The organism is Paenibacillus glycinis (assembly GCF_009909185.1).
Classification (GTDB): Bacteria; Bacillota; Bacilli; order Paenibacillales; family Paenibacillaceae; genus Paenibacillus_Z; species Paenibacillus_Z glycinis.
In genome coordinates this window covers 91,580-112,022 of the sequence record NZ_JAAAMV010000021.1, presented here as the reverse complement: position 1 = coordinate 112,022, position 20,443 = coordinate 91,580, and the positions used below count along the sequence as shown (strand labels likewise).

Below are 20,443 nucleotides of genomic sequence, written 5' to 3'. Positions count from 1 at the left end.
AAGTTTTGCGAGCGAAGCCCGCGGCCGGGAATCCGGCGAGGAAAGCAAAACTGCATCGGAAGCATAGGCTAAGTTTTGCGAGCGAAGCCCGCAGAACAGGCAATTTGAAGCATGGACATGGGGATAGTCGGGACATGAGTTCGACATATTTCCGCAAATATTGCAAGGAATAGTATACTTGGCCTAATTAATCCTGTATAATTGTAAGTAGTTTGAAAGAAATCGTCGAAAAAGGGGCGCTACTTCAAGATGAAGGCTGAGTATATTAATCCCTTCTTAGAATCCGCTAAAATCGTGATCGAACAAGTGATTCAAATCAGACCTTCAACCGGGCAGCTCGGCATTAAAGACATCAAATTCGTAGAGAACTACATATGGATTCAAATCGGCATCAACGGCCAAATGAACGGGGATATCGTATTCGGCTTAAGCGAGCAGGTAGCGCTCAAAATGGTTTCCGCCATGATGGGCGGCTACGCCATCGCCGAAATGGACGAGATGGGCAAAAGCGCGATCTCGGAGCTCGGCAATATGATCAGCGGCAATGCCAGCACGATGTTGTTCAATCAGGGCGTAAAGGTGGACATCACCCCGCCGAAAGTCGTGCATTCCGCGCAGGCCGCAGGCTTTACAGCGACTAAAGCACTGACCATTCCGCTTATCATGGATGGGATAGGCGAACTGGATATCCAGGTCCTAATTGCATCGTAGCATGATTCAAGCTCCTTTGGGAGCTTTTTTTCTTGTCCGTTTTCGTTGCGGGCCGCGGATTCGTTTTGCCTATTTGACCCCGTTGAAGTAAACTGAATGTCAGGTGATGCGCGTGTTACAAGGGAAAATCGTACTGATTACCGGCGCCGCGGGCGGCGTGGGAGCGGAGACGGCCAGGCAGCTGGCCGCGCTGGGCGCCATTCCGATCCTGACGGGGCGCGATATGGAGAAACTGGAACGGTTGTCCCGGTCGATCGGCGGAGAGCATGGCGTTTATGAGCTGGACGTGACGGATTTTGACGCCGTTCAGGACGTGGTTCGCCGGGTTGCGGGGACGTACGGCCGTATCGACGTGCTGCTCAACAATGCCGGCTACGGGGTCTTCGAACTATTCGAGGACGCGCCGCTGGAACGGTTCGAGGCGATGATGGACACGAACTACATGGGCGCGGTGCGCTGCGCGAAAGCCGTGCTGCCGGTCATGCGCGCGCAGGGCGGCGGACAGATCGTGAACGTCGCATCCATGGCGGGCAAAATAAGCACGGCGAAAGCATCCGGCTACGCGGCGACGAAGCACGCGGTGCTGGGCTTTACCAACGCGCTGCGCGCGGAGCTCGCGCCGCTGAACATCGCCGTATCGGCCGTCAATCCCGGGCCGATCGACACGCCCTTCCTGCGGACGGCGGATCCCGACGGGTCCTACGCCAGCCGCGTGCGCGGCTATATGCTGACGCCGGAGCGGGTCGCGGGGGCGATCGTGAACGTGATCCGAAAACGGACGCCGGAGGTGGACTTGCCGATGTCGGCGTCCATCGGGATCCGCTTGTACGGGCTGTTTCCGCGGTTTGCCGACCGGGTCGCGGGCCGATGGCTTAATCGAAAGTAAGCAAACGAGGAGTTTGATGATGACTGTGTCTTGGGAAACGTTGCAGCTGCAGCCGCAGCTGATCGAAGCGTTAAGAAGCAATAAGATCGAATCGCCGACCCCGGTGCAGGCGGATACGATTCCGCTGCTGCTGGCCGGCCATGATATTTCGGCCAAATCGCAGACGGGCTCGGGCAAGACGCTGGCGTACATGCTGCCGGCGCTCCAGTCGGTCGACACGGCGAACGCAGGCGTGCAGGTCATGGTGCTTGCGCCGACGCAGGAGCTGGCGATGCAGATTTTCCGCGTGTCGGAGACGTACGGCGAAGCCGTCGGCGTGAAGACGCAGCAGCTGATCGGCGGCGCGTCCATGCAGCGCCAGGTGGAGAAGCTGCGCGAGCATCCGCATATCGTGGTCGGCACGCCGGGGCGCATCCACGAGCTGGTGAAATCCGGCAAGCTGAAGCTGCACGCCATCCGGTTCGTCGTGATCGACGAGGCCGATCAGGTGTTTAATCTCGGCTCGACGATCGAAGTGGAAACCTTGCTCAAGGGCATGCTGCGCGACCGCCAGATCGCCTTCTTCTCGGCGACGAGGCCGCAGGCGATGGCGGACGTGGAGGAACGCTGGATGCGGGAGCCGCGGCAGGTCAGCGTCGATGCCGACCGTCAGGTCGGCAGCCGGGTGGAGCATTATTACGTCGTCAGCGAGCGGCGCGATAAAGTCGACACGGCAAGGCGGCTCATCCGCCTCTTGAAGCCGGCCTCCGCGCTGCTGTTCATCAACGAAACGGACGAGATCGCGAATTACGAGGCGAAGCTGAAGTACGAAGGCTTCTCGGTGGAGACGCTGTACGGCGATGCCGACAAGCAGCGCCGCGCGGCGACGCTTGCCCGGTTCAGGGACGGGCGCTGCCAGATTTTGCTGGCAACGGACGTCGCGGCGCGAGGTCTCGACATCGTGGATTTGCCGCTCGTCGTGCATCTGGATCCGGCCTTGGACGCCGATCATTACGTGCACCGTTCGGGACGGACGGGAAGGATGGGCAAGCCGGGCACGGTGGTGTCCATCGTTCTTCGCAACCAGCTGTTCATCATGGATAAATTCCGCAAGCAGCTCGGCATCGACCTGCAGGAGAAGACGATGTACCGCGGACGGTTATGGACGCCGGGCGAGGAGCAGGGGAATCGTCCGGAACAAGGCTACCGGCGCGAATCCGCTCCGCGGGTCGGGCGCGAAGGCAATACTTCGGGCGCGCGGCAAACGGACGGGCAGCGGCCGGAGCGGGCAAGCGCGGCGCCGGTTCGTCCAGGTCAGGCGGGCGCTTCGATAACGGCGCGCCGCTCGGCAGGCGGAACGGCCAATGCAGCGGGCGGCCAGACGGCGCGCGCTGCGGCCGGCCAAGGCGGAACGAAGCCTGCGGGCACGCCGAGCAAGCCGGGCGCTACTCCGGCCAAACCCGCGAAGTCCAAAAAAGAGCTGGAGCGGGAACGGAAAAACAAAGGGGCGCCGAAGTGGCTGAAAGCCAAACGCGACGGCGAGCCGCAATAGCACGGCAGCAACCGGAACCAGCCTTGGGCTGTTCCGGTTTTTTTGCATCTTTTGCGTGCAATTGGCGCGGTAAGCCGGGGCTCGTGTCATGCCGAAGCGGACTCGCGCAAGCGTGGACGAAAATGGATAACGAAGTCGTGCTGAAGGCGCGGTTTCGGCCGGACGATGCAGCCGGCTGAAGATTTTTTCTGCTTCGGGGCGGTCGTTGAAAACCCAGCATTATCAGGTATTCGGCCGAAGGCGACAGCAGCCTGTTGTATCGTAAGCCGACAATTGTCGCGGACGGCACCCCCTGAAAGCCCTTGCAGCCTCGCGAAGGATATGAGCGAAGGTAAAAAGCGGCCTGGACCGCATCGCGAGGAGAGTGGCATCACCATGAAAAAAGCCATGTTCAAGAAAGCGGCAGTGACATCGATGGCGTTACTGACCTTGGCAGGAGGCGCGGGAAGCGCATTTGCCGACGGTAAAGGTAACGGGCATGAAGATAAACACAACAGCGGCAAACACGACGATAAAGGCAATATCGGCAAACCCGACGATAAAGGCAAGGGCGGGATCAATCTTCATTTCAAAGACGAGGACGATCTCAAATGGGCCATGGAATATATCATTCGCTTGGCTTCCAAAGGCGTGTTCAACGGCTATGACGACGGCACGTTCAAGCCGCAGCAGCACATTACGCGCATCGAATCCATCGTGGCGGCGGTCCGCTTGATGGGATTGAAGGACCAAGCGGAATCCGCCGCGGAGATGGGCACGAAGCTGAACTTCAAGGACGCGGACCAGTTGAAGAAGAAGTATCCATGGGCGGTCGGTTACGTGGCCGTTGCTTTGGAGAAGGATCTCTTCACCGAGACGGACGATGCGATTCAAGCCGATAAACCGGCGACGCGCGTATTCGCGGCGACGCTGCTCGTGAAGGCGCTCGGCCTGGAAGCCGAAGCGAAAGCGAAGAGCAACTCGCAGCTGAATTTCCGCGACGCGGGCAAAATCCCGGCCGGCTCCGTCGGTTACGTGGAAGTGGCCATCGAGAAGAACCTGATCACCGGCTACGAAGACAACACGTTCCGTCCGAACCAGCCGGTTACGCGGGCCGAGCTGGCGGCTTTGCTTGACCGTACGGACGATCAACTCCCGGATCACGACGCGGCGGCGATCACGGGCAAGCTGAAGGCTTCCGCTTCGAACGGCATCATCACGGTCGTGAAATCCGACAACAGCGAAGTGGCGCTGGCGCTCGATCCGAACGTGTTCGTTTTCCGCGACAACGTGAAGGCTAACGTATCGGCGCTGAAGGCGGGCGACGAAGTGCTCGTGCGCACGTTCCAAAACAAAGTCGTATTCGTCGAAGTGACCAAATCGGCGGTCGACCAGCCGGCGGTGACGACGCAAACCGGCAAGTTCAATTCCTTGTCGCTGAACGCGCAAGGCCAAATCGCCACGATCTCGATCACGAAGGAAGTGAACGGCGGGACGCAGGCGTTGGTACTGAACGTATCCCCTACCGTTACCGTCGTCGGCAACGCGGCCTTGCTCGAGAACGGACATGCCGTCGAGCTGACGCTGCTGAACGGCGTCGTCATCTCCATCAAAGTCGTTTAAAGCGCCTCGCCGCAACGGCTCCGCAGCATTCGAGACCGGTTCCAGTCATGCCACATGACTGGGGCCGGTCTTTCTTATATAGAAGAAACGGGGCGCGCGGAGGAGCGGCGTTTTTCATTTCTTCGAAAATTTGGTAGTATTCAGGGTAGAACAAAGAGGTGATCGCGATGAAACCGGTATTGGAAGTCAAAGGGCTGACAGGCGGATATAGTCCCCGGCGGCCCGTGCTGCATGATTTGAATTTCGAGGTCGGCGCAGGCGAAATGGTCGGGCTGATCGGCTTGAACGGCGCCGGCAAGAGCACGGCGATCAAGCATATTCTCGGACTGATGCAGGCGCATGCGGGCGAGATCCGAATCGGCGGTCATACGCTCGCGGAGCAGCCGGAGGCGTACCGCCAAGCGCTGGCCTACGTGCCGGAGTCGCCGCTGCTCTTCGACGAGCTGACGGTGGAGGAGCATCTGCGCTTGACGGGCATGGCGTACGACGTGGAGGAAGCGCTCTTCGAGAAGCGCAGCGAGAGCCTGCTGGACGAATTCTACATGACGCCGAAGCGGCGCGCGTTCGCTTCGCATCTGTCGAAGGGCATGCGGCAAAAGGTCATGATCATGAACGCGCTGCTCGCGCGCCCGTCGCTGTACGTCATCGACGAGCCGTTCCTGGGGCTGGACCCGCTCGGGATCCGCTCGCTGCTGGATAAGCTGGTGGAGGTCACGAAGGAAGGCTCGTCGGTGTTCATGAGCTCGCATATCTTGTCCACGGTGGAGTCGTACTGCAGCCGGTTCATCGTGCTGCATCAAGGCGCGATCGTCGCGCAAGGCACGCTGGCGGACGTCTGCCAGGCGGCCGGCATGGCCCGCGGCGGCGGCGCGGGATCGCTGGAGGAAGCCTTCTACCGGCTGGTGGCGGATGGGGGATCGCATGGATCGTTCCATTGAGTCGTTATGGCGCAAGCGCGCCGGAGACTTCTGGCGCGGCAGCATCCCGTATTTCCGCGACATGACGCAAAGCGGGCTGCCCGGCGTCGTGATCATGCTCCTGCTCGCGGGGCTGGCCGGCTATGCGGTGCTGCTGCGGAATATGCCGGCCTCCTTTCCGTTTACGTTGGTCGGCGTCATCGCCTTGACGCCGGTCTTGTGCTGGAGTCCCCTCCGCACTTGGCTGCGGGAGGCGGACATCGTCTTCCTGGTGCCGCGCGAGGCGGAGATGCCCGCTTACCTGCGCAGGTCTTTCCGCTATAACGGGCTTGCCTGCGCCGCATTGGTGCTACTCGTCTGCGCGGTCTATATGCCGCTTTATCTGGCGGGACCGGCGACGACGCCCGTGCTGGTCATCGTTATATTCGCGCTGCTGCTCAAGCTGATGAACCTGTTCGCCGCCTGGCGAGAGCGGCAGCTTGTCGGGCGCGCCGGCAGACGGGCCATCCGGCTGCTGCGCTGGGCCTCGACCGCGATTGCCGCGGGCGCGCTGCTGCAGACGGAGCTCTGGAAGACGCTGCTGTATCTCGTCGTGATCGGCGGCTTGTTCTGGCTGCTCTATTCGCGGCAGTCCCGGTATCCGCTGCCCTGGCTGACCTTGATCGCCGAGGAGCAGGTGACGCGCCGGCGCTACATGGCCTTCTTCAGCGCCTTCGCCGACGTTCCGACGGAAACCGCCGCCGTGCGGTCCCGGCGGTATCTCTCCTGGCTGGCACGGTTCGTCTCTTACGGCAAACGGAGCGCGTTTACGTATTTGTACGCGCATACGCTTATCCGCACGGAGCTTGGCGGCATCGTCATGCGGCTAACGGGTCTCGGCATGTTCTCGGGCATGCTGTCCGCTTATTCGGGGCTTCTGCAGGGCTGGGGCTCGGCGGCCGTCTGTCTCCTGTTCGTCTGGCTGAGCGGCATACAGCTGGGTTCGCTGGCGCAGTCGCACAAGCATTCGGTCTGGCGCCTGGTCTATCCGCTGCCGGAGCAGACGCGTCATGACGCCGTGCTGCGCGTCGACCGCATCGCGGCTCTGATCTGCGCGGTCCTGATCTGGCTGCCGCATGGCATTCTGCTGCCGCGCAAAGGAGATCTCGTGCCCGCGCTCATCGCGCTGGCGCTGTCGCTTCTGTACGTGCTCGTGCTGCGCCAGGCGCGGATGAAGCGGCTGCTGAAGTTTGATCCGGAGGACGACTAGGGCTCCGGTGTTTGCGATGAGCGCTCTCGTGGTGCTCCGCACCAAAGTCGCGCTCATTCGCAAAACCTGCGCTGCAGTTTTGCTGGCCGGAGCTCCGAAGCGGGGCTCCGGTGTTTGCGATGAGTGCTCTCGTGGTGCTCCGCACCAAAGTCGCGCTCATTCGCAAAACCTGCGCTGTGCTTTTTGTGGGCCGAGGCTTCGAGCGGGGCTCCGGTGTTTGCGATGAGCGCTCTCGTGGTGCTCCGCACCAAAGTCGCGCTCATTCGCAAAACCTGCGCTGTGCTTTTTGAGGGCCGGGGCTTCGTAGCGGGGCTCGGGCTCCGGTTATTGCGATGAGCGCTCTCGTGGTGCTCCGCACCAAAGTCGCGCTCATTCGCAAAACCTGCGCTGCAGTTTTTCTGGCCGGAGCTCCGAAACGGGGCTCCGGTTTTTGCGTTTGGCGCTCTCTTCCGTGGTGCTGCGATTGCTGCGATTCAATGTCGCGGCGAACTTGGCGGGATCGAGAAACTTTGCGCAACCCTGGTTTACCTTGAGCGCCTAATGAGTGGGAATTGTTTCATAGGGAGCGTGATCGTGGTGAGCGGGGCTAAGCGGGCAATCGTTCTTTTTGTTCTATTGGGCAGTTTCTTTTTTTGGCGTTCTTCGGCGTTTGCCGCGCTTTTCGTAAACGGTCATGCCGTGCAGGACGAAGCGATCACGGTCGAAGGCAGCACGCTTGTCAAACTGCGCGCGCTGACGGATCCGTCATGGCTTGTGTTTGCCTACGACAACAAGACGCATATCGTCACGGCGCATACCAAGGACAACAGCAAGTTCCTGCAGATGAAGGTCGGAGAGAAGACGGCCGCGGTCAACGGCAAGCCCGTCGTGCTCGACGTCCCCGCCGTGGTCAAGAACGGTCTTACTTATGTTCCCTTGCGGTTTATCGGCGAGACGCTCGGCGTGCAGGTAACGAATAATGCCACGGAAAAGCGAGTGATCGTTCGTACGCCTAGAGGGCAATCGGACTATAAGATGCTTATGAACGGCGACCTGACGGAAGCACGGCGAATCGCGATCGGCTTGTCCCGTGTCTCGAACGGCTCCGTCCCTTCGTTTGACGTGAATTGGGAAGGGTGGAGCAGCACGAGCTATTCGTTCCCGGAGGGCGAGACGCTGCGCTTCACGGTGGAAATGGAAGGCGAAACCAGCTACTACGAGGTGAACGACGAAGGGCTTGCCGTGTTGAAAGGAAAGGTTTATCCGGAGAAGAATCAAGCATGGGGGACGGTGCCGAGCTTTGGCGCTTCGGTCTTTTTCTGGGATGAATTCATGGCCGGCCTGTTGGATTACGGAAGAACGGACGAAAACGGAAAACCGCTGCAAACCTGGCGGCTCGGGGATCCGGATAATCCGAACGGCTGGAACATCGTGCCGATCGACGGCGAGCAGCGCATCGATGCAGCGGCATAGGACAGGAGGCTTTACGCATGAACCCGAAATTAGCGTTGATCGAGGGGTTGCCGGGATTCGGGAAAACGACGACGGCTCTGCTCGTTCATGAAATTTTGACGGAAAGGAACCTACGCGCTCCGCTTTTCTTGGAGGGGAATCTGGATCATCCGGCGGATTACGACGGCGTCGCTCTTTTCAAGAACGACGAATGGGACGCCTTATTGGCTGCCCACGAACAGCATAGAGAACTGCTGAATCATCGCAGGATTGCGAAGGCCGGCGATAATCTGCTGCCCTATCGAAAACTGCTCCATGAGTCCGGCTCGATCTTCTCGGATGAATGGCTGCAGGCTATTGTAACGAAAGATATCTACGAATTATCGCTCGATCGGAACAGGCAGCTCGTAACGGATCGATGGCGATCGTTTGCGGAGAACGCTTCGGGCGGCACGGACGTCTTCGTTTTCGAATGCTGTTTTATCCAAAATCCCGTGACGATGGGCATGATTAAACACGGCGCAAGGAAGGAAGACGTCATCGGGTATGTTGTAGAACTGGCGGCGATTGCGGCGCGTCTGGATCCCTTATTGATCTACGTGGAGCAGCGCGATCTTGATCGTGCCTTCGGGAAGGCCGTGGCGGAAAGGCCGAAGGAATGGTCGGAGGGCTTCATCGACTACTATACGAACCAAAAGTATGGCAAAACGCACGGCTTCAAAGGGTTGGATGGAACGTTGAAGGTTCTGCGGGCAAGGAAGGAGCTGGAAGAGGAGATTTACAACGACCTACGGTTAACCAAAGTGAAGGTCGATAATGCTTCGTTCGATAGAGCTGCGTACAAGCAAGTATTAGCGGACATCCTGTCCGATTATTTCAAGCTTGCACGCTAGCCGGCAATGATAGGCGGGCAGCGATTATTGCATCGCCGCCCACAGCATGGCGATTCCGGAGCAGAGCATCAGGATGTCGAGCACATAACGGAACGAAGCGAGGCTCATGCGATGCACGAGGCGCTTGGACAGGAAGGTTCCGAGCATGAGGGAGGACCCGACGATCAAGCCTTGAAGCACGATCTTCGGCGGTAGCGCGCCCAGCTCGCGGAACGTGGCGAGCTTGCTGACGTAGAGCGCCAACGAACTGGCGGATTCCGTGGCCAGGAAGCCGCCCTTCGCGAGGCCGTAGGACGTGAAGGCGGGAACGCTCAGCGGGCCCGTGGAGAGCACGACGCCGGTCAGGAAGCCGATGACGGCCCCGGCGATGGCGAGCTGCCATAACTGGATGCGCAGCTTTTTGGCGTCCAGCCAGCGTTTGACGGGAATCATCGCCAGGAAGAACGCGCCGAGCGCGATATCCACGGCATGCACCGGAAGGACCAATAACGTCCGGGCGCCGACGGCAGCGGCGGGAATGCCCGTAACGGAGTACGCGAAACACGCTTTCCAATCGATTTCGCGCCGCCACGCGAATGCGCGGGTTAGATTCGCCATGACCGCCGCGAGCGCCATGATGGGCACGGCTTCCTTCGGACCGAACGCCATGACGAGCACCGGCAGCAGCATGATGGACGAACCGGTTCCGATCACGCCGCTGATCGCTCCGGCGGCCAAGCCTACCGCCAAGACAAGCAAATACGCTTCCAACTCAAGCACTCCTAGCCGCACGCCGCGCGTATGGCGGGCGTGTCTTTTTGTCTATCTAAATCCTATCACATTGCGGATCGGCAATCGATAGGAGAGAGGACATGCCGGGAGCGCCCCGGATAGTGGCAGTCTTCCTTGCTGGGAGGCTGCCTTTTTTTTGCGCGAGATCGAGTCGGTATCCCCGTCGTTGCGATCGGAGCGCGTGTCCGTTCGCCTCTAGCGCCGACGCAAGATCTTTCGTTTCCGATAGGATTCAGAGGAAATTGTGATAGATGACCTCTCCCCGTTCCCCCGATAATAGAGTCAGTCGACCGGTCTTAGGCGTGGAAAGGAGGGATATGAAGTGAAAGCGAATGCCCAATCATCCTTTGCAAAACAAGCCAACGAATTGATTTTCCTACGGACCGATACCTTGACTCCATAGGGCATTCGCGGATGATCGGCCAAGCATCCGGAATTCGGGACTTCCTTATCGGCAAGCATGCAGGGTTCGATCGGATGGCGTACTTCTTTAGCTTTGAGCGATTAATTGAGGGAGGGAAAATGATGTCATTCAAGAAAGTAGTAAGCTTCATCATGGTATGGACGATTATGCTTACGTTTGTACCTTCGGCGTTTGCGATCGATTCCGGAACGCAGCAAACCACATCGTCGCCTAATGGCTCGCTCACGGCGACGATGTACTTGGAAGGCGGGGAATTATTCTACACCGTTACCAAAAACGGCGCGACAATCGTCGAAAAATCGCGGTTAGGCCTAAAGACCACCGGTGCGGATTTCTACTCGGGCATGTCGTTCGTATCCACCGGCACAACGTCGTGGAACAATACCTACTCGATACCGGGCGGCAAAAAAAGCGTCTACACGGATAACGGGGTACAACGGGAATACGTCGTGTCGAAGGGCTCGGCTCAGCTTAAAATCTACATGCGGGTCTATAACGATGGATTCGGTTTCCGATACTATCTTCCCGGGCAGGGAGAGACGTTTATCGAAAAGGAATATACCGAATACAACTTTCCTAACGGCACAGGCGGATGGGGATACCCGCCGGTCAACACGTACGAGGGAACTTGGCAATATTACAATTCCACGACGTTAGACAGCAGTACGGTTACCATGCCTTTTTTGGCCTCGATCAACAACAACGCTTATTGGGCTTTATTTACCGAAGCGAATGTCTATAACGCCGGCGGGACTTATTGCCCTTCGATTCTCACCGGGAGCTCGGGACAGAACATGAAGTTTTCCTGCGGGGCCGACCAAGCCCAGTACGGAACGCAGATTCAAGCGGCTTTGCCTTTTCAGACGCCGTACAGGGCCGTGATCGTCACCGACAATCTGAACGATCTCGTCAATTCAACCCTGGTGCAAAACCTGAACCCGCCGTCCAAAATCGCCGACACCAGTTGGATCAAGCCGGGTAACGCCGCATGGTCTTGGTGGTCCGAGGACTATTACGGCGACCCGGGCGTTCCCGAAGGCTATCGCGAAGTGCCTTTTACTTACGCGCGCCAAAAAGATTATGTGGATTTCGCAGCTTCAATGGGATGGAAATATGTCACCGTCGACGCCGGATGGGTGAAATGGACCGACGGTACCATCGCGGATCTCGTCCAATACGCCGCCGCAAAGAACGTGGGCATCTTCATATGGGCAAGTCCGTATGTTCATACCCCCTATGGCGCGAGCAGGATGAATTTGCGTACATGGGCGAGCTGGGGCATTAAAGGCGTAAAAGTAGACATGACCGCGAACGAATCGCAGGTCGGGATGAGCTTCCTGGAGTCGGTAGCCGATTATTGCGCCGAGCTTCATCTGATGGTCTATTTTCACAACGCCACGAAGCCGGGCGGAGAAGAGCGTACTTGGCCTAATATTATAGGTTCGGAAGGGGTGCTTGGCTCCGAACGCTACAAATTGTACTGGCCGCCGGCGCCGACCGCCGTTCACAATACCACGCTTCCGTTCACGAGAAACGTGCTGGGCTCCATGGATTACACGCCCGTCGCGCTTAGCAACACGAACAAAAACACGACGCAGGGCCAACAATTGGCGATGTCGATCGTCTATGAAACCAAAATTCAAAATTATGCCGACTCCATCGACATCTACGGCAACTGGAAAGGCACGGAGCTTCTGCACGTCGTGCCGGCCTCATGGGACGAGACCAAGCTCCTTGACGGCTTCCCGGGTAGTCACGTCGTGATGGCAAGGCGAAGCGGTTCGGACTGGTATATCGGGGCGATGACCGACGCCGCGAGGACCGTCACGATTCCTCTTTCGAGCCTGAACCTGGGTTCCGGCAACTATACGGCTTATGTATATAAGGACGGAGCCACGGGAGAATCCATCAGTAAAGTGACAAGTACGGTGACATCCTCCTCCACGCTGACGATTCCTCTTCTAGCAACCGGAGGAGCCGCGGTTTTGATCTCGAAGACTACGGTGCCGAGCATGCCTAACGATCCTTATACGTACTACGAAGCGGAGAGCGCTACGCTTGCCGGCTCCGCTAATGTCGTAAGCTGCGTCAACTGCTCGAACGGCAATAAAGTCGGCAACCTGGGCAGTAATGGAGGCTCCGTGCAATTCAACGTGACCGTACCGGCAGCGGGGGCGTACAAAGTCAAGCTGAATTATCTGACGTCCGACGAGAGATGGCCTAACTACAGTCTGAATGGCGGAGCTAATACGTTGCTTAAAATCAGACTGGATTCGGGAAGCTTTAATGTCGTTCGAAGCTATGTGACAACCATGAATTTGAACGCCGGCAGCAATACGATCAAGTTCTCCTACCCCAATTGGGGGGCTGAAATCGACAAACTCGGAATTCTGGTACCGTAGCGCTCATTCGCGTTAAGGACGCGTTAACCCGGTTTTCTGCTTCGAGGTTTGCCGGAAGCAAGTCTCGAAGTCGGGTGGCTTTCGCTTGCCCGGGATTTGCTCGGAGGCGGCAATCGAACAAAACAAAGCAAAGGCGATGCCGGGGCAACACCCCGTGCACCGCCTTTGCTTTTTTTAGTATCGTCCATGCGCCCGGTTCGACTTTTAGCGATGTCAACCGTTATTCGGAAGTTGCTGCAAAGGGAGGATGATCCTGATTTTCGTGCCGCGTCCGGCTTCGCTATGAATGGTTACGCCGTAGTTTTCCCCGTAAGCAAGCTGCACGCGTTCGTGAACGTTTTTGATGCCATACCCTCCTTTCGATTCCGAGAGCAGCAGGTTCTCTGCTTGTTCGGAAGACATTCCGCAGCCGTCATCTTCTACTTCGAGCAAGAGCGCCGGAACGCCGACGTGTACGGATCGGTAAGCGCGGATAGCGATATTCAGGCATTGTTGATCATCATGCATGGCGTGATTAATGGCATTTTCGACAAAAGGCTGCAGCAGCAATTTTATTATTTTCTGCGCGGATAAGCTGTCGTCAATTTCCCAGCGCTCGATAAAGCGGTTATCAAAGCGCATATGCTGGATAGCCAGATAGTGCTTGGTAAGGGCGAGTTCTTGTTCCAGCGTGATATATTGATACCCCATATTCAGCGAGGTTTGATAGAATCTTGCGAGATGGTTTACGATTTTGCTTACTTCGCCATCGCCGTTTTGAATGGCCAGAGACGAGATGCCCGACAGCGTATTATAAAGAAAATGCGGATTAATCTGGCTTTGCAAGGCATAAAGCTCCGCATCGCGCTTGGCGATTTCCTTGACATACAGCTTGTCTATCAAATCTTTGAGACGCGTGCTCATCTGGTTGAAAGCCGCCCTTAATTGACCGATTTCGTCCGTGCTGTAATCATCGGGCAGGAGGGTGAAATTTCCTTGCTCGATTTGCGCTGCTTGAAGGTTTAATTTACGCAGACGGCGCGAAAGGTATTTGGCGATGACAACGATCATCGAGATGGATAAGACAAGGCTAAAAAGCGCGATGACGACAATTTGCAGAGCCGTTATGCGGGATGAACGCATGATATCATCAAGCGGGGTGAGGGATACGGTTTTCCAACCATGGTACATGGTGTTATACACCAGCAGAGCGGGATGTCCGTTCAGGGTGACGACTTCTTTATTGATTGACAGCTCGGGGCCGATGGCCTCGCTGAAGGACCGGTTTAAAAGCGATTTATCGGACGCGGAGATGATTTGATTATGTTCGTTGAGCAAGAAGACGCGTTTGTTTTGCTCTTCTTTTTCGATTAACCGGTAAAGCAATTCTTCATTGAGACCGATCGTAACCATTCCGTAAGATTGGTTTTGGGTATTATAGTTAAGAATTCGTCCCAAATAAACGACATTTTTCCCGTTTTTTTCTTGAATGATGTTGCTGAATATATTATTTCCATAGGTTTGATTTAATTGAGAAAGAAACTGAGTCGCTAGAAGGTCAGGCGTAATATGTTTGAGAAACAGACCGTCCTCCGGGAGCGTTTCATTGTTTACGTAGAGGTTAATGCTTGAAAGGTTGTTGTTCGCGGACAGCAGGCTGTATAAGAGTCCATCGATATATTTGTAGGCTTCGACGATAGGAATGTCGCTTGAATATGATTTCGTTAGATAAGCTTGCAAGGTTTCATCCGTATAAAGCAATGATAAAATTTGGCCAAGATTGTCCAATTGCGCATTTACGTTGCTGCTGATTTGTTGGTTGCTGCTATACATATTTTCGTAGGTCAATTCCAACAGTCGTTTCTCGGTACGATCATAGAAGAATATCGTAATGATTAGAAGCGGGATGATCGTGACGGCAATGAACATGATTAATAATTTTTGCAATAAAGATGAATGTTTGGAAATTCTTCTCAGTACATTCATGCTCGCTGTCCCTTTTCCGCGTGCGTACGGTATTGGTTGGGCGTGAGCCCCGTGCGTTTGAAAAAGACAGCGCCGAAATAGGAGGGGCTTTCATAGCCGACTCTTTTTGCAATGTCATGAATTCGAAGATTCGTGTCCCGCAGCATGATGCAAGCATTGTCCATGCGGATCTGAGTGACGTATTCGAGCAATGTTTTCCCCGTAATATCCTTGAAAATAGCTCGGAGATAGTTGGGGGAAAGGAAGACCAATTCCGCCAGCATTTCGATCGAAATAACCTGTCCGTAGTTTTTTTGGATGATCCCGCAAACTTCGTCGACAAGCTCGATATGCCGGTCGACTGGAGACGCTTCCAATTCGTCCATCATCATGTTCAATATTTGCCTCATGAGCGTTTTCATCGATTGCATGCTCTCCATCAGGGAAAGGCGTCCAAAGAACTTGGCATCCTGCACGATAATATCCTTCAACTGGCGGTTGTTAGCCGCAATGGCGGACAGCAGCGAATCGAATACCGACTTGGTATCGACAAAAACTTGACTGATATTTCCGGGTGGCAGACCGCCGTCGAAAAAGTCATGGAGCCATTCTTCCGCTTGGTCTCTGCGTTTTTGCTGCACGGCGGCAATCAAGTGCTCCGTTTTCGGAAAAGGCGTCTTGCGCCATGCGACGTCCATGTTTTCCCAGTCGTCGCTGATAAGTCCCGTGCCTTGAGTCGCAACCAGCTGTTTGCGCATTTGCAGCATCTTTGACCATTGCTTCGTAAAGGAATGCAGCGTTAGCGGGCTGCTTGCGAGGAATAGGGAGATCCAATGCATCGCATTCGCATTCTGATTGCGCCAATGCTCAAACGCGGCACGGTCCGATTGCCGAGTGGCAAAGATCCATTGGCCGTCGCGCAGTTTGGTCAGTACGCCGGGGATAAAACTGGGCAATCCGGCGATGAAAAATTCCAATCTTTCCACGAGGGAAAAATCATTGGGAGGTGCATCGATCAGGAGCGGATTCTCTGCCAACAGCATATATTCGTCGATGCTGATAAAAACAAAGGTAAACGTTTTGTTATCGGCGGGAAGATGCAAATGCTGATTGTAAATAGAGGTCACTTCATTCGCTAAGCCGGAGAGCAGATTACCGCCGATCTGGAGAAGCTCGCGCAGATATTCACCGGATTTTATGAGGGTGGAATTGTGATGGTTCTTCTGCTCGTCGCAGCGTTGGCGAACGATCTTCATCATGGCGGCCAGCTCTTCGTGGTCGACCGGCTTCAACAAATAGCCGCAGGCACCGTGTTGCAGCGCGGCGCGAGCATAATCGAACTCATTGTATCCGCTGAGAAAAACGATCTGGATGCTAGGGAAGCGGGCATGCACTTGCTTGCAGAGTTCAATGCCGTCCATGACGGGCATCTTAACGTCGGTAATCAGAATATGCGGTTGCAGGGCTTCTATCTTTTCCATTGCGTCCCGTCCGTTGCTGGCGGTGGCAATGACACGGCAGTGCATTTGTTCCCAGTTCACATAATTGGAAATGTTGTCCAAGGTGAGTCGTTCGTCATCGACTAAAACAACAGTGTACATAGATCCTCCGCGAATATCGTTAATAGTTAAGCGGGAACAAATAAGCCTAGCCCATACGGAAAAGTGAAACTGGAGAAAGTATATGATCGAACGTAGATAATGTCAACGACAAAGAGCGTGGGATGTCCAGCGCCAGCGCACCGGTTCACGGTGGGGGCTGCCATCGCCATCGCTTTTTTTACATTCATCTACCTTAAGCGCATCGCTCATCCTTCAATTGGGCGAAAGTTCTTTCGTTTCGGAGAGAAATCAGAAAATCGTGAGATAGAGATCGAATTTAGGATTCCGTATGATGAATACATCGATAAAAGTTTGGCGAAGAGGAGGCGGGGGAATGGAATTGAAAGATGAAAGCAACGCGGGAATGCCTCTGCTGAAGCATCCTACCGTTAAAAAGATGGTTCGGCAGCGATACGTCTATTTACTATTGATCCCCGGAGTCGTTTGGGCAGCGTTATTTTCTTATGCGCCCATGGTTGGTCTGTACATGGCGTTCACGGACTACAAGCCGGCTTTAGGGAATTTCTGGGGTTCCCTCTTTCATGCGAAATTCGTGGGATTTCAGTGGTTTGACTTCTTTTTCACGGGGCAAGATTTTGGGCGAGTGATGCGCAATACCTTGGTCTCGAGCGTGTTGACGCTGTCTATCGGGTTCGTTGTTCCGATCTTCATTGCCATCGCGTTGAATGAAGTCAGAATCAATTGGTTTAAGCGGGTCGTACAAACAACATCCTATTTCCCCTTTTTTATTTCATGGGTTGTCGCTGCAAGCATCGTGATGACGTTGTTGTCGACCGAAGGACCCGTAAATCAATTCTTGATGAATATCGGCGCCGTCAAACAAGGCGTTTTGTTCATGCAGGAAGGAAAGCTGTTCTGGATCATCATTGCCTTGTCGAATGCGTGGAAGGATATGGGATATAACTCCATCATGTATTTGGCGGCCATTGCCGCGGTTCCGCCGGCGCTATTCGAAGCCGCAAAAATAGACGGCGCCGGTCGCATGAAGCAAATCTGGCACGTCTTGCTGCCGACGATACGGCCAACGATCATTATTCTTTTGATTTTAAACATCGGCAATTTGATGAATACCGGATTCGATCAATATTTTTTATTGGGGAATTCGCTGAACAGGTCGTATTCCGACGTGGTCGATACCTATGCGTTTCGTTATGGCATTCAAAACGGGATGTTCTCGTACGCAGCTGCCGTAAGCATGTTCAAATCGGTCGTCGCATTTATTTTGGTGGTAAGCGTCAACAGCATCTCTAAAAAAATGGGCCAAACCCATCTGTTCTAAGTCATATGCGCGGTCGGGAGGAGCAAGGAAATGCAAAATGGAGTTGCACGGCGTTACAAGCCGGGTTCAATAAGCGAGTGGTTACGGCAACATATAGCGGAAACGATTATGGCAAATATCATCATTTACGGTTTCCTGTTGCTTATATTCGCCATTACGTTCTTTCCTTTCTGGTACATTTTTGTTTTGTCGCTCAATGATGCGTCGGCCCCTACGTATGGACAATTTATGCTGTGGCCGAGCGATTTCAGCTTGGGCAGCTACCGGACCGTTTTGCAGGACGAAGAAATATTAAATTCCTTCGTGGTGACGGTCGGCCGAACCGTCGTCGGCGTGCCGCTTACGCTGGCTTGCGTTTCGATGGTGGCGTATGCGCTAAGCAAAAGAGAGCTCGTGGGCTGGCGCGGCTTTAATTTGTATTTTGTATTTACGATGTACTTCAGCGGCGGCTTGATTCCCACCTATATGGTCGTGCGCAGCTTGCATCTCATCGATAATTTTTGGGTGTTCATTTTCCCCGGGATCATGAGCATTTTCTGGATGATCCTCGTGCGAACCTACATGGAGGGCATGCCGAAAGAAATGGAGGAAGCGGCACAAATAGAAGGCGCGAACGACATTCAGATTTTTTTGAAAGTCATGATACCCGTGTGTACGCCGGTGCTTGCCACGGTTACCTTGTTTTCGGCCATCAGTCATTGGAACGCATGGTACGATTCTTATATTTATACCTATAAAGATTCGTTGAAAACCTTGTCGGCCGTGTTGGTGAAAATTCTCAATCAGTTCCAGACAAATGATATGCTGAACACGTCGCAGCAGCTTGCGAACGAACAGCGAAAATTGCCGGTGTCCAGCGAGAGTATCCGTATGACGGTGACGATGGTAGCTACGCTGCCCATTATTGTCGTCTATCCGTTATTGCAAAAGTACTTCCTGCAAGGAATGCTCATCGGGGCAGTAAAAGGCTAATGGTTACGAATCACGAGGAAGTATTTTATCCGACTCTCCGAATCTTTTTCCGGTTCGGGACGCGGACTAAATAAAATCCCCTACAAGAGTAGGAGTGTGATGGTTCATCTGATTCGGCGAATAAAGAGAAGCTATTTACTAAACAGGAGGGTATGAAAATGAAAAAGAGATTCGTTTTGACAGCGGCGCTTGCAAGTATTTTGCTTTTGAGCGCGTGCAGTTCCGGAAACAAAAATTCGGATGTTAACTCGACCAAGGATGAAGCAACGAACAGCAAAGCAACAAACGGCAAAGCAACAAACGATACGCCGAAGAAGCCGATTACGTTGACTTTGTTCGATAAAAACGTGGGCGATCCGTTTACGAACCCCGTGGCGCAAGAAATCACGGATCGTACGGGCGTGTTTATCGAGATTCAGCAACCCACCGGCAATCCGGACGAGAAACTGAACCTGATGCTGGTCAGCGGAGATTTGCCCGATATCGCGCTGATCGACAGACGCGAGGCTACCTTGAACAAATACATTGCCGCCGGCGCTTTGATTCCTCTGAACGATTTGATCGAAGAGTACGCTCCGAATATCAAGAAGCGTTATGGCGACGTACTTTCCAAAAGCGTGTACGAGGACGGCAAAAATTATTATTTGAACAACTGGTACGGATTGGATCCGGATCCAAACTGGGCCATCAATATGCGCATGGATATCCTGGAGGAGTTCGGATACGGCGAGCGCGCCGCGGCCGGGGATTCCTTTACGCAGGATGAATTTCTGGATTTGCTGAGAAAGTTCAAGGCGAAATATCCCGAGGTTGACGGAAAACCTTCCATACCGATGACGGTAAGCGCTGACCACATGCCTACCATCATCGGCTCGTTCAAGGCGATGTACGGGATGAAAACGTATTACGAGCATGATGGCCGCCTTGAATTCGATGTCAGGGATCCGCAGTACTTGGCAATGATCAGATTCATCAATACGCTTTATTCGGAAGGCTTGCTCGACCGCGAGTGGGGAATCAATAAAGCGCAAAATTATGCGCAGAAAACGGCCAGCGGACGCGTATTCGCAACGGCGGGCGGTATCGTGAACGAAGCCAACAGCGCGTTTCGAACGCAATACGGCGAAGATACGCATCAACTGTTCTACGGATTCAAAGTGACGGCCCCGGGCGTCGATCCGAATAAAACGACTTACGGGCCGCGCAGTTCTTTGGGTTGGGACGGAGTCGGCATTACGAAAGCGAACAAGCATCCGGTGGAAACGATCAAATTTTTGGACTTCCTGGCGAGCGAAGAAGGCCAATATTTGCTGATGTGGGGCAAGGAAGGCATGAACTGGAATATGGAGAACGGCGTTCACGTGCCGACGCAGGAAGCGCTGGATGCCATCAGCAAAGATTGGGCGGCGTTCTCGAAATCAACCGGCGCTCGCAAATGGACATGGATGATCCGCAACGGATTGGGCGAAGACGGCACTCCGTATGACTTAATGTTCCGTTACAAGAGAGATAACGTGAATCAGCATGCATTGAAATCGATGGCCGGTTCGACCTGGGATACCGCGCTTTACGATGATCTCGGTCCGAAGAGCGGCACGCCCGACGCACTGAACGAACAAAAAATCAAGGATATTATCGACACCGGCTTTTCCAATATGGTGTATGCGCAGTCGCATGATGAAATCGACGGTATGTATGCGAAAATGATTGCCGAAATCGAAGCGAACGACGCGGTGAAAATCGAAGGCATTTACACGGAAAACTATAAAGCTCGTCTGGCATTGTACAATGCGGCCGAACAAAAGTAAG

Annotated in this window: 15 protein-coding genes; 12 read left to right on the top strand and 3 right to left on the bottom strand. The window is 54.7% G+C overall.

Features of this window, described 5'->3' with window-relative positions; genetic code table 11:
* Positions 1–249 precede the first annotated feature (249 nt).
* From GT019_RS22055 to GT019_RS22020, 8 genes are all read left to right on the top strand, one after another.
* Positions 250–711 (top strand): chemotaxis protein CheX, encoded by a 462-nt coding sequence (locus GT019_RS22055; RefSeq protein WP_161745473.1) that lies wholly within the window; start codon positions 250–252, stop codon positions 709–711.
* Positions 712–817: 106 nt separating this feature from the next.
* The gene (locus GT019_RS22050; protein WP_161745471.1) at positions 818–1,597 is read left to right on the top strand and encodes an SDR family NAD(P)-dependent oxidoreductase; all 780 of its coding nucleotides are present in this window, start codon (positions 818–820) and stop codon (positions 1,595–1,597) included.
* Between the two features lie 19 nt (positions 1,598–1,616).
* Positions 1,617–3,128: a DEAD/DEAH box helicase gene (locus GT019_RS22045; protein WP_161745469.1), complete on the top strand. Its 1,512-nt coding sequence runs from the start codon at positions 1,617–1,619 to the stop codon at positions 3,126–3,128.
* A gap of 375 nt (positions 3,129–3,503) precedes the next feature.
* A complete protein-coding gene (locus tag GT019_RS22040) occupies positions 3,504–4,730 on the top strand; it encodes an S-layer homology domain-containing protein (RefSeq protein WP_161745467.1) in 1,227 nt (408 codons plus the stop codon).
* Positions 4,731–4,891: 161 nt separating this feature from the next.
* The gene (locus GT019_RS22035) at positions 4,892–5,668 is read left to right on the top strand and encodes an ABC transporter ATP-binding protein (protein ID WP_161745486.1); all 777 of its coding nucleotides are present in this window, start codon (positions 4,892–4,894) and stop codon (positions 5,666–5,668) included.
* Positions 5,652–6,896 (top strand): ABC transporter permease, encoded by a 1,245-nt coding sequence (locus GT019_RS22030; RefSeq protein ID WP_161745464.1) that lies wholly within the window; start codon positions 5,652–5,654, stop codon positions 6,894–6,896. Before GT019_RS22035 ends, GT019_RS22030 begins: the two co-directional genes overlap by 17 nt.
* Positions 6,897–7,472: 576 nt before the next feature.
* Positions 7,473–8,348 (top strand): copper amine oxidase N-terminal domain-containing protein, encoded by an 876-nt coding sequence (locus tag GT019_RS22025; protein WP_328804019.1) that lies wholly within the window; start codon positions 7,473–7,475, stop codon positions 8,346–8,348.
* 17 nt (positions 8,349–8,365) lie between these two features.
* On the top strand, positions 8,366–9,220 hold the full coding sequence (locus GT019_RS22020; protein WP_161745461.1) for a P-loop NTPase family protein: 855 nt from the start codon (positions 8,366–8,368) through the stop codon (positions 9,218–9,220).
* Positions 9,221–9,244: 24 nt separating this feature from the next.
* On the opposite strand, the gene GT019_RS22015 is transcribed toward GT019_RS22020, so the two are convergent.
* Positions 9,245–9,970, bottom strand: a complete 726-nt coding sequence (locus tag GT019_RS22015) for a sulfite exporter TauE/SafE family protein (RefSeq protein ID WP_161745459.1) — start codon at positions 9,968–9,970, stop codon at positions 9,245–9,247.
* 546 nt (positions 9,971–10,516) lie between these two features.
* Between GT019_RS22015 and GT019_RS22010 the strand changes: the two genes are divergently transcribed.
* Positions 10,517–12,817 carry a glycoside hydrolase family 97 catalytic domain-containing protein gene (locus GT019_RS22010; protein ID WP_161745457.1) on the top strand — a complete coding sequence of 767 codons (2,301 nt, stop codon included), beginning with the start codon at positions 10,517–10,519 and terminating at the stop codon, positions 12,815–12,817.
* A 213-nt stretch (positions 12,818–13,030) separates the two neighbouring features.
* On the opposite strand, the gene GT019_RS22005 is transcribed toward GT019_RS22010, so the two are convergent.
* Positions 13,031–14,782, bottom strand: a complete 1,752-nt coding sequence (locus GT019_RS22005) for a sensor histidine kinase (protein WP_161745455.1) — start codon at positions 14,780–14,782, stop codon at positions 13,031–13,033.
* Positions 14,779–16,362 carry a response regulator transcription factor gene (locus GT019_RS22000; RefSeq protein ID WP_161745453.1) on the bottom strand — a complete coding sequence of 528 codons (1,584 nt, stop codon included), beginning with the start codon at positions 16,360–16,362 and terminating at the stop codon, positions 14,779–14,781. The genes GT019_RS22005 and GT019_RS22000 overlap by 4 nt, the downstream gene beginning before the upstream one ends.
* A gap of 334 nt (positions 16,363–16,696) precedes the next feature.
* Here GT019_RS22000 and GT019_RS21995 point away from each other — a divergent pair, with 334 nt between their 5' ends.
* From GT019_RS21995 to GT019_RS21985, 3 genes are all read left to right on the top strand, one after another.
* Complete coding sequence (locus tag GT019_RS21995; RefSeq protein ID WP_161745451.1) at positions 16,697–17,662, top strand: ABC transporter permease; 966 nt, start codon at positions 16,697–16,699, stop codon at positions 17,660–17,662.
* 108 nt (positions 17,663–17,770) lie between these two features.
* Positions 17,771–18,634: a carbohydrate ABC transporter permease gene (locus GT019_RS21990; protein ID WP_201755512.1), complete on the top strand. Its 864-nt coding sequence runs from the start codon at positions 17,771–17,773 to the stop codon at positions 18,632–18,634.
* 158 nt (positions 18,635–18,792) lie between these two features.
* Positions 18,793–20,442, top strand: a complete 1,650-nt coding sequence (locus GT019_RS21985; RefSeq protein ID WP_161745446.1) for an extracellular solute-binding protein — start codon at positions 18,793–18,795, stop codon at positions 20,440–20,442.
* Position 20,443 lies beyond the last annotated feature (1 nt).

Bases quoted from the DNA above. Each gene is read 5' to 3' on its own strand.
- GT019_RS22055 (WP_161745473.1), top strand. From the start codon at position 250: ATGAAGGCTGAGTATATTAATCCCTTCTTAGAATCCGCTAAAATCGTG.
- GT019_RS22050 (WP_161745471.1), top strand. From the start codon at position 818: ATGCGCGTGTTACAAGGGAAAATCGTACTGATTACCGGCGCCGCGGGC.
- GT019_RS22045 (WP_161745469.1), top strand. From the start codon at position 1,617: ATGACTGTGTCTTGGGAAACGTTGCAGCTGCAGCCGCAGCTGATCGAA.
- GT019_RS22040 (WP_161745467.1), top strand. From the start codon at position 3,504: ATGAAAAAAGCCATGTTCAAGAAAGCGGCAGTGACATCGATGGCGTTA.
- GT019_RS22030 (WP_161745464.1), top strand. From the start codon at position 5,652: ATGGATCGTTCCATTGAGTCGTTATGGCGCAAGCGCGCCGGAGACTTC.
- GT019_RS22020 (WP_161745461.1), top strand. From the start codon at position 8,366: ATGAACCCGAAATTAGCGTTGATCGAGGGGTTGCCGGGATTCGGGAAA.
- GT019_RS22010 (WP_161745457.1), top strand. From the start codon at position 10,517: ATGTCATTCAAGAAAGTAGTAAGCTTCATCATGGTATGGACGATTATG.
- GT019_RS22005 (WP_161745455.1), bottom strand. From the start codon at position 14,782: ATGAATGTACTGAGAAGAATTTCCAAACATTCATCTTTATTGCAAAAA.
- GT019_RS22000 (WP_161745453.1), bottom strand. From the start codon at position 16,362: ATGTACACTGTTGTTTTAGTCGATGACGAACGACTCACCTTGGACAAC.
- GT019_RS21995 (WP_161745451.1), top strand. From the start codon at position 16,697: ATGGAATTGAAAGATGAAAGCAACGCGGGAATGCCTCTGCTGAAGCAT.
- GT019_RS21990 (WP_201755512.1), top strand. From the start codon at position 17,771: ATGGCAAATATCATCATTTACGGTTTCCTGTTGCTTATATTCGCCATT.
- GT019_RS21985 (WP_161745446.1), top strand. From the start codon at position 18,793: ATGAAAAAGAGATTCGTTTTGACAGCGGCGCTTGCAAGTATTTTGCTT.